Genomic DNA, 13053 nt, shown 5'->3' on the forward strand with positions numbered 1-13053 from the left:
GGTGCCGGCCGGCGGCGTCTGCGTCTGCGGTGGGGGAGATGTTAGGAAGGGTCCCTTCCTATACACCAGGCGTTAGCAGGGGACCCCTCCTTACATCAGGGTTGAGACGTGGGGGAGGGGGAACAAGAGTGGGCGTGGGTCGGTTGTACCGAGCGTCGGTGTGATCCAGTGTCCCCGGGCCTCACCTATATCGCCGTCGCGGAATACCGTTCGGCTGGAGCCGCGTCGCGCCACTCGCCGAGAGGCGACCTGCGCACCGACACCCACCGTCGCCCCCGGCCCGATACGGGTCGGGGGCGACGTCCGTTCCGAACCGGTTCTGCCGCCCCGCTCGCCTGCCTGCCGGAGCTGGCCTAAGGTCAGGACAGAGCGGGGACCGAGGAGGCGGGCGTGGGACTGCGGGACGTGCTGCTGGGGTGGCCGGTGTACCGGCAGCTCACCGGCACCGACCCGCTGGGCCGGGGCGCCGCCGCCCAGTCCGCACGCAGTGCCGGGCTCACCGCTCGCACCGAGGACGCCGACGAGGTGGCCAGGTCGGTCTGCCCGTACTGCGCGGTGGGGTGTGGTCAGCGGGTCTTCGTCCGTGACGGCCGGGTGACGCAGATCGAGGGCGACCCGGACAGCCCGATCTCCCGGGGGCGGCTCTGCCCAAAGGGTGCGGCCAGCAAGAGCCTGGTGACCAGTCCGTTGCGGCAGACGACGGTGCGGTATCGCCGGCCGTACGGGACCGAGTGGGAGGACCTCGACCTCGACACCGCGCTGGACATGATCGCGGATCGGGTGCTGGCGGCGCGGGCGCAGACCTGGGAGGACGTCGACGCGCAGGGCCGTCCGTTGAACCGCACGCTGGGCTTTGCCAGCCTGGGTGGGGCGACGCTGGACAACGAGGAGAACTACCTCATCAAGAAGTTGTTCACCGCGGCGGGCGCGTTGCAGATCGAGAACCAGGCCCGGATTTGACACTCCGCCACGGTTCCCGGTCTGGGAGCCAGTTTCGGTCGCGGTGGTGCGCCGGTCTTCCAACAGGACGTGGCGAACGCTGACGTCATCGTCATCCAGGGCTCGAACATGGCCGAGGCCCATCCGGTGGGCTTCCAGTGGGTGATGGAGGCGAAGAAGCGCGGGGCGAAGGTCTTCCACGTCGATCCTCGGTTCACCCGGACCAGCGCGGTCGCCGACGCGTACCTGCCGATCCGGGCGGGCACCGACATCGTGCTGCTGGGTGCGGTGGTGAACCACATCCTCGCCAACGAGTTGGACTTCCGGGAGTACGTGCTGGCGTACACCAACGCGGCGACGATCGTCAGTGAGGAGTTCGTCGACGCCGAGGACGCCGAGGGGCTGTTCTCCGGGTGGGACCCGGAGACCGGTAGCTACGTGCAGGACAGCTGGCAGTACGCGGGCCACGAGGGCGACTCGGGCAGCGGTGGCACCGCCGACGAGCGGGACACCGCCGCGGGGCTGCGCCACGAGTCGCACGGTGCGCCGGTGTCGGGTCGGACCGACCGGGACGAGACGCTGCGACATCCGCGCTGCGTCTACCAGATCCTCAAGCGGCACTTTGCCCGCTACACGCCGGAGATGGTGGAGCGGGTGTGTGGCCTGCCCCGGGAGAGGTTCCTGGAGTTGGCCCGGGCCTGGACGGAGAACTCGGGCCGGGAGCGGACCGGGTGTCTGATCTATTCGGTGGGGTGGACCCAGCACACCGTGGGCGTGCAGTACATCCGCACCGGGGCGATCATCCAGTTGCTGCTGGGCAACGTGGGTCGTCCGGGTGGTGGGGTGTTGGCGCTGCGTGGGCACGCCAGCATCCAGGGGTCCACCGACATCCCGACGTTGTTCAACCTGTTGCCGGGCTACCTGCCGATGCCGCACCACGCCAAGCACGTGACCTTCGACGACTGGGTGGACGACATCCGGCATCCGGGGCAGAAGGGGTTCTGGGGCAACGCCCGCGCGTACGCGGCGAGTCTGCTCAAGGCGTACTGGGGGGACGCGGCGACGCCGGAGAACGACTTCTGTTACGGCCACCTGCCTCGGATGACCGGCGACCACGGCACGTACCAGCAGGTGCTCGACATGATCGCGGGCAAGATCAAGGGGTACTTTCTGCTCGGGCAGAACCCGGCGGTCGGGTCGGCGCACGGGCGGGCGCAGCGGCTCGGCATGGCGAACCTGGACTGGCTGGTGGTCCGCGACCTGTTCATGATCGAGAGCGCGACCTTCTGGCAGCGGGGTCCGGAGGTCGCCACCGGTGAGATCGTGCCGCAGGAGTGCCGTACCGAGGTGTTCTTCCTGCCCGCCGCTTCGCACGTGGAGAAGGAGGGCACGTTCACCCAGACCCAGCGGCTGGTGCAGTGGCGGGAGAAGGCGGTCGACCCGCCCGGTGACGCCCGCTCCGAGCTGTGGTTCTTCTATCACCTGGGGCGTCGGCTGCGGGAGAGGCTGGCGGGTTCGTCGCTGCCGCGCGACCGGGCGCTGCTGGACCTGGCGTGGGACTACCCCACGCACGGCCCGCGCGACGAGCCGGACGCCGAGGCGGTGCTGCGGGAGATCAACGGGTACGACACCACCACCGGCCGCCCACTGTCCGCGTTCGCCGAGGCCCGCGACGACGGTACGACGGCGGTGGGCTGCTGGATCTACACCGGCGTGTACGCCGACGGGGTGAACCAGGCGGCCCGGCGGCGGCCCGGTCACGAGCAGGACTGGGTGGCCGCCGAGTGGGGGTGGGCGTGGCCGGCGAACCGGCGTCTGCTCTACAACCGGGCGTCGGCGGATCCGCAGGGGCGGCCGTGGAGCGAGCGGAAGCGCTACGTGTGGTGGGACGCTGAGGCGGGCCGGTGGACCGGGCGTGACGTGCCGGACTTCGAGGTGACGAAACCGCCGTCGTACCGGCCGCCGGAGGGTGCCACCGGTCCGGCGGCGCTGGCCGGGGACGACCCGTTCGTGATGCAGTCCGACGGGAAGGGCTGGTTGTACGCGCCGAGCGGGGTGTTGGACGGGCCGTTGCCGACCCACTACGAGCCGGCCGAGTCGCCGGTGCGCAACCCGCTCTACGCGCAGCAGGCCAACCCGACCCGCAAGATGTACGCGCATCCGGTCAACCCGACGAACCCGAGTCCGCCCGCGCCGCATAGTCAGGTCTTCCCGTACGTGTTCACGGTCAGCCGGCTCACCGAGCACCACACGGCGGGTGGGATGAGCCGCACCGTACGGCCGCTTGCGGAGTTGCAGCCGGAGATGTTCGTGGAGGTGTCCCCGGAGTTGGCCGGCCTGGTCGGGCTGATCCATCTGGGGTGGGCGCACCTGGTCACCTCCCGTGCGGTGATCGAGGCGAAGGTGCTGGTCACTGATCGGATCGTGCCGTTGCGGGTGGACGGGCGGGTGATCCACCAGCTCTGGCTGCCGTACCACTTCGGGTTCGAGGGGCTGGTCACCGGCGACTCGGCGAACGACCTGTTCGGCATCACCCTGGACCCGAACGTGCTGATCCAGGAGAGCAAGATCGGCACGTGTGACGTGCGTCCGGGGCGGCGTCCCACCGGAGTGGCCCTGCGCGAGCTGGTCCGCGACTACGGTGACCGGGCCGGCATCGTGCCGGGCAGCACCCCGCCGGCGGTCACTCCCGGTGTGCCGACTACGCCGACCGGGACCGGCGACGAGGAGGGGACGCACTGATGGTCGACCCGCAGCACCGGTCGGGCCCGCCCGCGTCGCCGAGCCCGGAGTACCAGCCGGCGTCGGCGTCCGGGTGGGTCGACGCGCCCCCACGGATGGGTTTCTTCACCGACACCAGCGTCTGCATCGGCTGCAAGGCGTGCGAGGTGGCCTGCAAGGAGTGGAACGGGGTGCCGGCCTCCGGCCTGGACCTGCTCGGCATGTCGTACGACAACACCGGCGCGTTGACCGCGAACTCCTGGCGGCACGTGGCCTTCGTGGAGCAGCCCCGTCCCCCCGGTCACCGCGACGCACCCTTCGCCGGCACCCCCACCGGCGACCCGGTCAGCGCCGCCTCGGCGGCGACCGCCGCCCACACGAGCAACCCGACCGGCACCGATCCCGGCCTGCCGTCGGGTGATCCGGCGGCAGCGGCCCGGATGACCGAGTTCCTGGGGATGCCGGCCGCCGGACCGCCGGGGCGTACCGGCAGCGCGCAGGGCCGGTCGGACTTCCGCTGGCTGATGATGTCGGACGTGTGCAAGCACTGCACCCACGCCGCCTGCCTGGACGTCTGCCCGACCGGTTCGCTGTTCCGCACCGAGTTCGGCACGGTGGTGGTGCAGGAGGACATCTGCAACGGCTGCGGCTACTGCGTCTCGGCCTGCCCGTACGGCGTCATCGACCGGCGGGTCGACGACGGCCGGGTGTGGAAGTGCACGTTGTGCTACGACCGGATCGGCGCCGGTATGACGCCGGCCTGCGCCCAGGCGTGCCCGACCGAGTCGATCCAGTACGGCCCGCTCGACGAGTTGCGGGAACGCGCCGCCGCCCGGGTCGCCACGCTGCACGAGCGGGGGGCGTCGGAGGCGCGGCTCTACGGTCACGACCCGGCCGACGGGGTCGGCGGCGACGGCGCGTTCTTCCTGCTGCTCGACGAACCGGAGGTGTACGGCCTGCCACCGGACCCGCAGGTCACCACCCGGGACCTGCCGAGGATGTGGCAGCGGGCCGGGGTCGCCGCGCTGGCCATGGCGGCGGTGGCGGTCGGCGCGTTCCTCGGTGGCCGGCGATGAACCCGCAGCATCCGGAGGTGGGTGACAAGTTCCGTCGCTTCCGCGACCAGGCGGCTCGTGGCGGGACCGGCGACCAGGCGACCGGTGGCGGCACCGGCGGTCGGCGGGGCGGTGGGCGCGGGAGGCGCGGCGGCGAGGAGCTGGCGGTGCCCCCGGCGGAGTTCCGCTCCTACTACGGGCGGCCGATCCTGAAACCGCCGGTGTGGACCTGGGAGATCGCCGCGTACCTGTTCACCGGTGGGCTGGCGGCCGGCTCGTCGCTGCTGGCGGCGGGTGGGCAGGTGACCGGCCGTCCGGCGCTGCGCCGGGTCGGTCGGGTCACCGCGCTGGTCGCGGTCACCGCCAGTGCGGGCCTGCTGGTCAAGGACCTGGGTCGGCCGGAGCGGTTCCACCACATGCTGCGGGTGGCGAAACCGACGTCGCCGATGTCGGTGGGGACGTGGATCCTGAGCGCGTACGGGCCGGCGGCCGGGTTGGCCGCGATCGCCGAGGCGGCGCCGCTGCTGCCCGAGCGGGGTCCGCTGGGGCTGGTCCGTCGGGCGTTGCCGCCGGCGGGGCACGCCGCCGGGCTGGCCGCCGCGGTGACCGCCCCGGCGCTGGGCACGTACACGGCGGTGCTGCTGGCGGACACGGCCGTGCCGTCGTGGCACGAGGCGTACCCGCACCTGCCGTTCGTCTTCGCCGGCAGCGCCCTGGCCAGCGGCGCCGGGGTGGGGCTGCTCGCGGTGCCGCCCGCGCAGGCCGGTCCGGCGCGGCGGATGGCGGTGGCCGGCGCCGGTCTGGAGCTGGTCGGCGCGCATCGGTTGGAGACCCGGCTGGGGTTGCTCGGTGAGCCCTACCGCACCGGTCGCGGCGGCCGGTTGTTGCGGGCCGGCCGGGCGTTGACCGTGGCCGGGGTGGCCGGGGCTCTGCTGGGTGCCCGTAGCCGGGTGCTGTCGGCGGTCTCCGGCGCGGCGTTGCTGGCCGCGTCGGTGGCGACCCGCTTCGGGGTGTTCCACGCGGGCCTGGCCTCGGCCCGGGATCCGAAGTACACGGTGCTGCCGCAGCGGGAGCGTCTGGCGCGGCGCGCCGGTGAGGCGCCGACGACCGAGCAGTGACTCGGCGGTACGGCCGGGCGCGTGCTGTGATCCAATGCGGGGTGGAGGCGTTCAGGCGGCTGGTGCCCCTCCCGGTCTTCAAAACCGGTGTGGTCCGGGATCCGGGCCAGGCGGGTTCGATTCCCGTCCGTCTCCGCCACACGGTGAGGAGATGACGCGATGGGCGACGGCGGCGTCGACCCGCGACGCCGGGTGCCGCGTACCGACGTGCTGCTGGCCGATCCCCGGCTGGTCGCGGCCGCTGCCGCCCTGGGCCGGGACCGGGTGAAGGCCGCCGTCCGGCAGGCCCAGGACCGGGCCCGCCGCGGTGAGATCACCCCCGAGGCGGTACCCGCCGAGGCGTTGGCCGCGTTGCCGTCGGCGGCCCCGCGTGCGGTGCTCAACGCCACCGGTGTCCTGCTGCACACCAACCTCGGGCGGGCCGCCCTCTCCGACGCGGCGGTGGCCGCCGTGGTCGCCGCCGCCGGTCACACCGACGTCGAACTGGACCTGGGCACCGGCCGCCGCGCCCGGCGGGGCCGCGACGCCGTCGACGCGCTCGCCGCCGCCGTGCCGGGGGCCGAGGCGGTGCACGTGGTCAACAACGGTGCCGCCGCCCTGGTGCTGGCGGCCACCGTGCTGGCCGCCGACGCCGAGATCGTGGTCAGCCGGGGCGAGCTGGTGGAGATCGGGGACGGGTTCCGCCTGCCGGACCTGCTGACCAGCACCGGGGCGCGACTGCGGGAGGTCGGCACCACCAACCGCACCACGGTGGCCGACTACGCCGCCGCGATCGGTCCCGAGACCGGTTTCGTGCTCAAGGTGCATCCGTCGAACTTCCGGGTCACCGGTTTCACGTCAGCGGTGCCGGTCCGGCGGTTGGCCGCGCTCGGCGTACCGGTGGTGGTGGACATCGGGTCGGGTCTGCTGGCACCCGATCCGCTGCTGCCCGACGAACCGGACGCGGCGACCACCCTGCGGGCCGGGGCGGACCTGGTCACCGCCAGCGGCGACAAGTTGCTGGGTGGCCCCCAGGCCGGGCTGCTGCTGGGCTCGGCCGCGCTGGTGCAGCGGCTGCGGCGCTCTCCGCTGGCCCGGGCGCTGCGGGTGGACAAGCTGACCCTGGCCGCGCTCGCCGCCACCCTCGGCGACCCGGCCACCCCCACCCGCACCGCGCTGCACGCCGACACGGCGGTGTTGCGGGCCCGCACCGAGCGGCTGCGGGACGCCCTGGCCGCCGAGGGCCGCAAGGCCGACGTGGTGCCGTCGGTGGCCGTGGTGGGCGGTGGCGGCGCGCCCGGCGTGGAGCTGGACTCCTGGGCGTTGAGCCTGCCGGTGCGCTACGCCGGCCCGCTGCGCACCGGTGACCCGCCGGTGCTCGGCCGGGTGGCGCGGGGCCGGCTGCTGCTGGACCTGCGGTGCGTGCCGGAGCACGCCGACGCGACCGTGCGCGCCACCGTGCTGGCCGTGCCGGACGGCGACTGACCATGCTGGTGGTGGCCACCGCCGGGCACGTCGACCACGGCAAGTCGACGCTGGTGCGGGCGCTGACCGGGATGGAACCGGACCGCTGGGCGGAGGAACGACGCCGGGGCATGACCATCGACCTGGGCTTCGCCTGGACCACGTTGCCGTCCGGGGCCACCGTCGCCTTCGTGGACGTGCCCGGCCACGAACGGTTCGTGCCGAACATGCTCGCCGGAGTGGGGCCGGTGCCCGCCGTGGCGGTGGTCGTCGCCGCCGACGAGGGTTGGATGCCGCAGTCCGCCGAGCACCTGGCCGCCCTGGACGCGCTCGGCGTCGCGTACGGCCTGCTCGTGGTGACCCGCGCGGACCTGGCCGACCCGGGGCCGGCGCTGGCGCGCGCCCGGGCCGAGCTGGCGTCGAGCACGGTGGGCGCGGTGGAGGCGGTGGTGGTCAGCGGGGTCACCGGCGTCGGCCTGCCCGAGCTGCGTGCCGCGCTGGACCGGCTGGCCGCCCGGATGCCGTCCGCCGACCGCGCGGCCCCGGTGCGGCTCTGGGTCGACCGCAGCTTCACGGTGCGCGGCAGTGGCACGGTGGTCACCGGCACCCTGGGCGCGGGCCGGCTGCGCGTCGGTGACGAGCTGGAACTGGCCGGCACCGGCGAGACGGTGCGGGTGCGTGGCCTGCACCGGATGGGTGAGGCCCGCGACACCGTCGACCCGGTCGCCCGGGTGGCGGTCAACCTGCGCGGGGTGTCCCGGGACCGGATCGGGCGCGGCGACGCGTTGCTCACCCCGGGCCGGTTCCGCTCCACCGACCTGGTCGACGTGCGGCTGGCCGGTGACGCGGTGGCCGAGTTGCCGGCCACACTGACCCTGCACGTGGGTGCGGCGGCCGTGTCGGCGCGGGTGCGTCCGCTGGGCGGCGACACCCTGCGGTTGCGGTTGGGGCGTCCGGTGCCGCTGCTCGTCGGTGACCGGGCGTTGCTGCGTGACCCGGGTCGTCACCACGTCGCCGGTGGGGTGACCGTGCTGGACGTGCTGCCGCCGCCGTTGCGTCGCCGGGGTGCGGCGGTGGCCCGGGCGGCCGTGCTGGCCACCCTGGACGGTCGTCCGGATCTCGCCGGTGAACTGCGGCGACGCGGCCTGGTCCGGGCCGGGGACCTGGTTCGCGCGGGCGTGCCGGTGCACGTGGCCCCGGTGGCGGGGGACTGGTTGGCCGATCCGGACCACTGGGCGCGGCTGGCCGGGCGGCTCGCCGACGCGGTGGCCCGCTACACCCGGGAGCATCCGCTGGAGCCGGGCGCCCCGGTGGAGGTGCTGCGTCGGCAGCTCGACCTGCCCGACCGGGTGCTGGTCGAGGCGTTGGTGCGGGCGCCACTGCGGCTGTCCGCCGGTCGGGTCGGCGCGGCCGGGGCGGATCCGCTGCCGGAACCGGTGGTCCGCGCGGTGGCGCTGGTCCGCGACGACTTCGTGGCGTACCCGTTCCGGGCCCCGGACGCCGACCGACTGGCCGCCGTCGGCCTCGGGGTCCGCGAGATCGGCGCGGCGGTCCGCGCCGGCGCGCTGCTGCGCCTGACCGGCAACGTGCTGCTGCTGCCCGGCGCGCCACAGCAGGCGGCGCGGGTGCTCGCCGGGTTGCCGCAGCCGTTCACGCTCAGCGCCGCCCGGCAGGCGCTGGACACCACCCGCCGGGTGGCGGTGCCGCTGCTGGAGCTGCTGGACCGGCAGGGCCGGACCCGCCGGTTGCCGGACGACGCCCGGGTGGTGGTCGACGCGGATTCCGCCGATCCGCCGACCGGTGGGAGTCCGGGACGCCTACCGTGACGCCATGGACCCCTCCGCGGTCTGGCGGGACCGGCAGCACCGCTGGCGGATCGAGGCGTACCGGGCGCCGGACCTGAGGTTCGCCATCTTCGCCACCAACGGCACCACCGAGTCGGCGCCGCTGTGGCTGTTCGGGATGTCGGCGCTGGCCCGTTGGCTGATGAGCCACAAGATCTCGCTGGACGACCTGGAGACCGACTGATCGCCCAGTCGGGGGACAGAGCGGTCGAAAACCGGCATTCGCGCTTGTTCGTCCCTATCGTGCGACGGATGAAGGACCGAGGTATCCGCAAGGTCGTCGCCGTGCTGGCCGGCCTCGCGGTGATCTACTTCGGCACTACCGGCCGGTCGGAGACCGAGGGCAGCGGGATCTCCGGCGGCCTGGTGGTGCTGGCCCTGCTCGCCGCCCTGCTGGTGTGGCACCTGACCAAACCCGGCGACGCCTGACGACGCCGGTCAGCGGGCCGCGACACGCCGGTTGAGCTGCCCCGCCGACTCCTCGCCGAGCGCCACCCGCACCAGCGCCGAGGCGAACCGACCGAAGTCGTCGTCGTCGACCAACCCGGCCAGCCGGTCCGGGGCGGCCGGCAACCCGAGCCGCTTGGCGCCGGCGACCGCCCGCCGGTCGGCGTACGGGCGCAACTCCGGCCAGACGCTCTGCACCTCGCGCAGGAAGATGTCCGCCCCGGTGGGCCCGATGCCGGGGAACTCGGTGAGCAGCCGGCGCAACGCGGTCCGGTCGCCGCCCGCCTCCCGGTGCAGCCGACGCAGGTCGCCGTGCCACCGATCCAGACACAGTCGGGCACCGGTGCCCAGCATCGTGGCGGTCCGCTCGTCGTAGCGGCGGTAGTGGCCGCGCCCGAGCGCGTCGACGCGCTGCTGCCAGCGGGCTGCCTCCATCGCCTGCGGGGTGCGGTAACCGGCGGCGAACAGCTCCCGGGCCGCCGCCACCGCCACCCCGGCCCGGATCCGGGTGCTCAACAGCGTGACGAGCACCAGCAGTTGGTACAGCGGCGCGGGCCGGTCGGCAAGGGTGATCCCCGCCTCCTCGGCGTACGTGCGCCGGGTGAGCAGGGCCTGTGCCATCTCGCGGTGATCGCCCATCTGGCGGGGGTACCCGTTGTGGCCCGGACTAGCCCTGCGCCCGGCCGGGACGCGGAATGCGGCGGTCGGCGGCGGGTATGCGGTCGGCGAGGGAAGGGAGAGCACCGTGACGAACCCGCAGCAGGAGGAGTTCCGCCGCAACGAGCGCGGCGGCACCAGCCAGTACAACAAGGCGCCGCAGGCATCCGGTCATCCGGCCCACCGGGGCTCCTCGTCGGGTGACACCGGCCGTCCCGTGCCGCGGGGCCAGGTGTCCCGGTACGGCCCGACCGAGCAGCCGGTCGCCGACGACGACAGCAACCGACGCTGACCCATCCGCACCGGTACGGCGTGCGCGCTACCGGTGCCCCGACGGCCGCAGCCGGTTCCAGGTGGCTGCGGCCGTCACCCCGTACGCGAGGTGTGGGACGAGGTCGGCGAGCCAGTCGACGCGCCGCCAGGTCCGCGGGTCGGTGACGCCGAGCAGCGTCAACGACCCGTCGGAGAGCGTCATCGCCCCGCCGCCGAGCAGCGCGGCGGCGCGCAGCATCGGCTGCCGCCGGCCCCGGGTCAGGACGGCGAAACCGACGGCGGCGGCCACACCGAGGCCGTACCCCATCAGCGCGCCGAGCCCGGAGCGCCGGTTGGCGGCCTGCGGCGGCGCACCCAGGCGCAGGTGGGCCGCGTCGGCCACCCGGCCGGCGCTCTCCTGCGGGGTCTGGCTGGCCGCGCGGGCCCGCACCACGATGTCCAGGTAGGTCACCGTGTTCAGGGCCAAGGTGCCCACCGCCCCGGCGATGAGCCCGTCGGCCAGGTGCCCGCCCCTCACTTCTTCGGGTCGCCCGGTTCGCGGTTGCCCTTCGGGCCGTAGGTGCGCTCGCCCCGCGCCACGCCGCGTTGTCCCCGATCCTCCTGGAGGATCCGGTTGGCGGTCTCGTCGGCCTTCTGGTCCGAGGTGTGCCGGCCCGAGTCGTCGATGGCGTTGCGGATGCGGGCGCGCTGCTTGTCGTAGGCGTTGCTACCCGGACGCGGTCCTGGCATCGCTGTCTCCTCCGGTCGTCGCGGTGACGGACGTGCCCGTCTACCCGCGTGGACCGCCGGCAACCCCCGGCGCGGGGACCACCGCGACCGGGCAGTGGCTGTGGCGCAGGGCCGCCTGGCTCACCGAGCCGCGCAGCAGGCCGCCGACCGGACCGTGACCGGCACCGCCGACCACCAACAGCTGGGCGCGGCGGGAGGCGTCGGCGAGCACGGTGCCGGCACGTCCGCGTACCGACTCGCGGGTGACCGACACCTCCGGGTAGCGCTGCGCCAGACCGGCGAGCGACTCGGCGAGCAGCCGGTCCTCGTCGGCGCGCAGTTCGGACTCGTCGTACACCAGCGGCTGCATGTCGCCGGGGCCGGTGGAGACCGGGTGCCGGTAGGCGTGGATCGCGACCACGGAGGCGCCGCGCAGGGCGGCGGCGCGGACCGCGAACTCGATCGCGTACCGGGACGTCTCGGTGCCGTCCACACCGACCACGACGGGTCCGTCGGCGGGCTCGGCGCTCCGGGTCACCAGCACCGGGCAGCCGGCCGACGCGGCCACCTTCACCGTCACCGAGCCGACCACCAGGGCGCCGAGCCCGCCGAGGCCCTGGTGGCCGAGGACGATCATCGCGGCGGTGGGCGCCGCGTCCAGCAGCGCCGCGGCGGCCTCGCCGTCGACGATCTCGCCGGTGACCCGCAGGCCGGGCGCGACCGCTGCGGCCTCGTCGACCGCGTCGGCCACCACCTGCTCGGCCTGCTCCCGCAACCCGGTGCCGGGTCGGTCGTCGGTGACCGCGTTGACCGGGGTACGCAGCAGCGGCCAGATGAAGGCGTGCCGTACCCGCAGCGGCAGGTCCTGTCGGGCCGCCTCGGTGGCGGCGAGCCGGATCGCGGCGCGGGACGGCTCGGAGCCGTCCACACCGACCACCACCGCCGCGCCGTTGATCGGGTCCACGAGCACCTTCCCGCCGCCGGTCGTCGTTGCGGCCAGTATCGCGGCCCGTGGGGGCCCGGCGGGGCGATACCGCGCAGCGGCACCGGGTCGGTACGCTGACGGCGACTGCCCGGGGAGGGAGCGTCGTCGATGGTGGAGCCCGACCAGCCGAGCACCGCACGGATGATCGATTTCTGGCTCGGCGGGGAGCACCACTACCCGGTCGACGTGGCGGCGGCCCGGGCCTTCGAGCAGGCGTACGGGCCCTGCGCCCCGGTGTTCCGGGCGTTGCGCGCCTTCCTCGGCCGGGCGGTCCGGGCGATCGCCGCCACCGGCGTGGACAGCTTCCTGGTCTTCGGTGCCGGGGTGCCGACGATGGGCAACGTGCACGAGGCCGCGCCCGACGCCACCGTGCTCTACACCGATGTGGACCCGGTGACCATCCGGCTGGGGCAGCAGATCCTGGCCGGCAGCGACCGGGCCGGTTACGGCTTCGGTGACGCCACCGACGTCGGCACGATCGACCCGGCGTCGCTGCACCGGTTCGTGCCGGGCTGGGGCCGGCGGCCGGTGGGGGTGGTGTTCCTCGGGCTCGCCGCCTTCCTCGATGACGAGACGCTCGCCCGGACCCTCGACGAGCTCTACACGGCCGCCGCGCCCGGCAGCCACCTGGCGATCGACTTCGACACCGAGGAACTCGCCGGTCATCCGGAGGCGCTGGCCATGATGGGCCCGGCGTTCCGGATGCGGGCACCGGCGGCGTTCCGGCCGCTGTTGGGCCGGTGGACGCCGACCGAGGACGGCATCGTGCCGGTGACCGACTGGCGACCGCAGGGCCCGCCGGAGGCGGTGCCGGACGCGTTCCACGGCGCGGTGGCGGTGCGGTCGGCCGGGTGACCATGGAT

Annotated in this window: 13 protein-coding genes and 1 tRNA gene; 10 read left to right on the forward strand and 4 right to left on the reverse strand. The window is 74.3% G+C overall.

Annotated elements, in window-relative coordinates; genetic code table 11:
• The first annotated feature begins 390 nt into the window (after positions 1–390).
• The 8 genes from fdh to ACZ31C_RS25340 all read left to right on the forward strand — a co-directional run bounded on the left by fdh (position 391) and on the right by ACZ31C_RS25340 (position 9549).
• The gene (gene fdh, locus ACZ31C_RS25305; protein ID WP_465797389.1) at positions 391–3681 is read left to right on the forward strand and encodes a formate dehydrogenase; all 3291 of its coding nucleotides are present in this window, start codon (positions 391–393) and stop codon (positions 3679–3681) included.
• Positions 3681–4736: a 4Fe-4S dicluster domain-containing protein gene (locus ACZ31C_RS25310; protein WP_465797390.1), complete on the forward strand. Its 1056-nt coding sequence runs from the start codon at positions 3681–3683 to the stop codon at positions 4734–4736. The genes fdh and ACZ31C_RS25310 overlap by 1 nt, the downstream gene beginning before the upstream one ends.
• Entirely contained in the window at positions 4733–5833 is a 1101-nt protein-coding gene (nrfD, locus tag ACZ31C_RS25315; protein ID WP_465797391.1) for an NrfD/PsrC family molybdoenzyme membrane anchor subunit, read from the forward strand. The genes ACZ31C_RS25310 and nrfD overlap by 4 nt, the downstream gene beginning before the upstream one ends.
• A gap of 43 nt (positions 5834–5876) precedes the next feature.
• Positions 5877–5972: transfer RNA gene (locus ACZ31C_RS25320), tRNA-Sec, on the forward strand.
• Positions 5973–5992: 20 nt separating this feature from the next.
• On the forward strand, positions 5993–7297 hold the full coding sequence (selA, locus tag ACZ31C_RS25325) for an L-seryl-tRNA(Sec) selenium transferase (protein ID WP_465797392.1): 1305 nt from the start codon (positions 5993–5995) through the stop codon (positions 7295–7297).
• Positions 7298–7299: 2 nt separating this feature from the next.
• Complete coding sequence (selB, locus tag ACZ31C_RS25330) at positions 7300–9102, forward strand: selenocysteine-specific translation elongation factor (protein ID WP_465797393.1); 1803 nt, start codon at positions 7300–7302, stop codon at positions 9100–9102.
• A gap of 4 nt (positions 9103–9106) precedes the next feature.
• The gene (locus tag ACZ31C_RS25335; protein WP_013733930.1) at positions 9107–9304 is read left to right on the forward strand and encodes a hypothetical protein; all 198 of its coding nucleotides are present in this window, start codon (positions 9107–9109) and stop codon (positions 9302–9304) included.
• Between the two features lie 68 nt (positions 9305–9372).
• Positions 9373–9549: a hypothetical protein gene (locus tag ACZ31C_RS25340; protein WP_162854401.1), complete on the forward strand. Its 177-nt coding sequence runs from the start codon at positions 9373–9375 to the stop codon at positions 9547–9549.
• A 9-nt stretch (positions 9550–9558) separates the two neighbouring features.
• Here ACZ31C_RS25340 and ACZ31C_RS25345 read toward each other — a convergent pair whose 3' ends face one another.
• Positions 9559–10206, reverse strand: a complete 648-nt coding sequence (locus tag ACZ31C_RS25345; protein ID WP_396746100.1) for a hypothetical protein — start codon at positions 10204–10206, stop codon at positions 9559–9561.
• Between the two features lie 106 nt (positions 10207–10312).
• Here ACZ31C_RS25345 and ACZ31C_RS25350 point away from each other — a divergent pair, with 106 nt between their 5' ends.
• Positions 10313–10516: a hypothetical protein gene (locus ACZ31C_RS25350; RefSeq protein WP_465797394.1), complete on the forward strand. Its 204-nt coding sequence runs from the start codon at positions 10313–10315 to the stop codon at positions 10514–10516.
• Positions 10517–10543: 27 nt separating this feature from the next.
• On the opposite strand, the gene ACZ31C_RS25355 is transcribed toward ACZ31C_RS25350, so the two are convergent.
• Genes ACZ31C_RS25355 through ACZ31C_RS25365 form a run of 3 tightly spaced genes read right to left on the reverse strand, consistent with a single transcriptional unit; the run spans position 10544 to position 12169 of the window.
• Positions 10544–11014, reverse strand: coding sequence for a hypothetical protein (locus ACZ31C_RS25355; protein WP_465797395.1), 471 nt, complete (start codon positions 11012–11014; stop codon positions 10544–10546).
• Positions 11011–11226, reverse strand: coding sequence for a phosphatidylethanolamine-binding protein (locus ACZ31C_RS25360; RefSeq protein WP_396746097.1), 216 nt, complete (start codon positions 11224–11226; stop codon positions 11011–11013). The genes ACZ31C_RS25355 and ACZ31C_RS25360 overlap by 4 nt, the downstream gene beginning before the upstream one ends.
• Before the next feature lie 40 nt (positions 11227–11266).
• A complete protein-coding gene (locus ACZ31C_RS25365) occupies positions 11267–12169 on the reverse strand; it encodes a universal stress protein (RefSeq protein ID WP_465797396.1) in 903 nt (300 codons plus the stop codon).
• A gap of 129 nt (positions 12170–12298) precedes the next feature.
• On the opposite strand from ACZ31C_RS25365, the gene ACZ31C_RS25370 reads away from it, so the two are divergent.
• Positions 12299–13045 (forward strand): SAM-dependent methyltransferase, encoded by a 747-nt coding sequence (locus ACZ31C_RS25370; RefSeq protein ID WP_465797397.1) that lies wholly within the window; start codon positions 12299–12301, stop codon positions 13043–13045.
• Positions 13046–13053: the final 8 nt, after the last annotated feature.

The sequence above is a fragment of the Micromonospora sp. NPDC023869 genome, assembly GCF_055559695.1.

Bases quoted from the DNA above. Each gene is read 5' to 3' on its own strand.
- ACZ31C_RS25310 (WP_465797390.1), top strand. From the start codon at position 3,681: ATGGTCGACCCGCAGCACCGGTCGGGCCCGCCCGCGTCGCCGAGCCCG.
- nrfD (WP_465797391.1), top strand. From the start codon at position 4,733: ATGAACCCGCAGCATCCGGAGGTGGGTGACAAGTTCCGTCGCTTCCGC.
- selA (WP_465797392.1), top strand. From the start codon at position 5,993: ATGGGCGACGGCGGCGTCGACCCGCGACGCCGGGTGCCGCGTACCGAC.
- selB (WP_465797393.1), top strand. From the start codon at position 7,300: ATGCTGGTGGTGGCCACCGCCGGGCACGTCGACCACGGCAAGTCGACG.
- ACZ31C_RS25335 (WP_013733930.1), top strand. From the start codon at position 9,107: ATGGACCCCTCCGCGGTCTGGCGGGACCGGCAGCACCGCTGGCGGATC.
- ACZ31C_RS25340 (WP_162854401.1), top strand. From the start codon at position 9,373: ATGAAGGACCGAGGTATCCGCAAGGTCGTCGCCGTGCTGGCCGGCCTC.
- ACZ31C_RS25345 (WP_396746100.1), bottom strand. From the start codon at position 10,206: ATGGGCGATCACCGCGAGATGGCACAGGCCCTGCTCACCCGGCGCACG.
- ACZ31C_RS25360 (WP_396746097.1), bottom strand. From the start codon at position 11,226: ATGCCAGGACCGCGTCCGGGTAGCAACGCCTACGACAAGCAGCGCGCC.
- ACZ31C_RS25370 (WP_465797397.1), top strand. From the start codon at position 12,299: ATGGTGGAGCCCGACCAGCCGAGCACCGCACGGATGATCGATTTCTGG.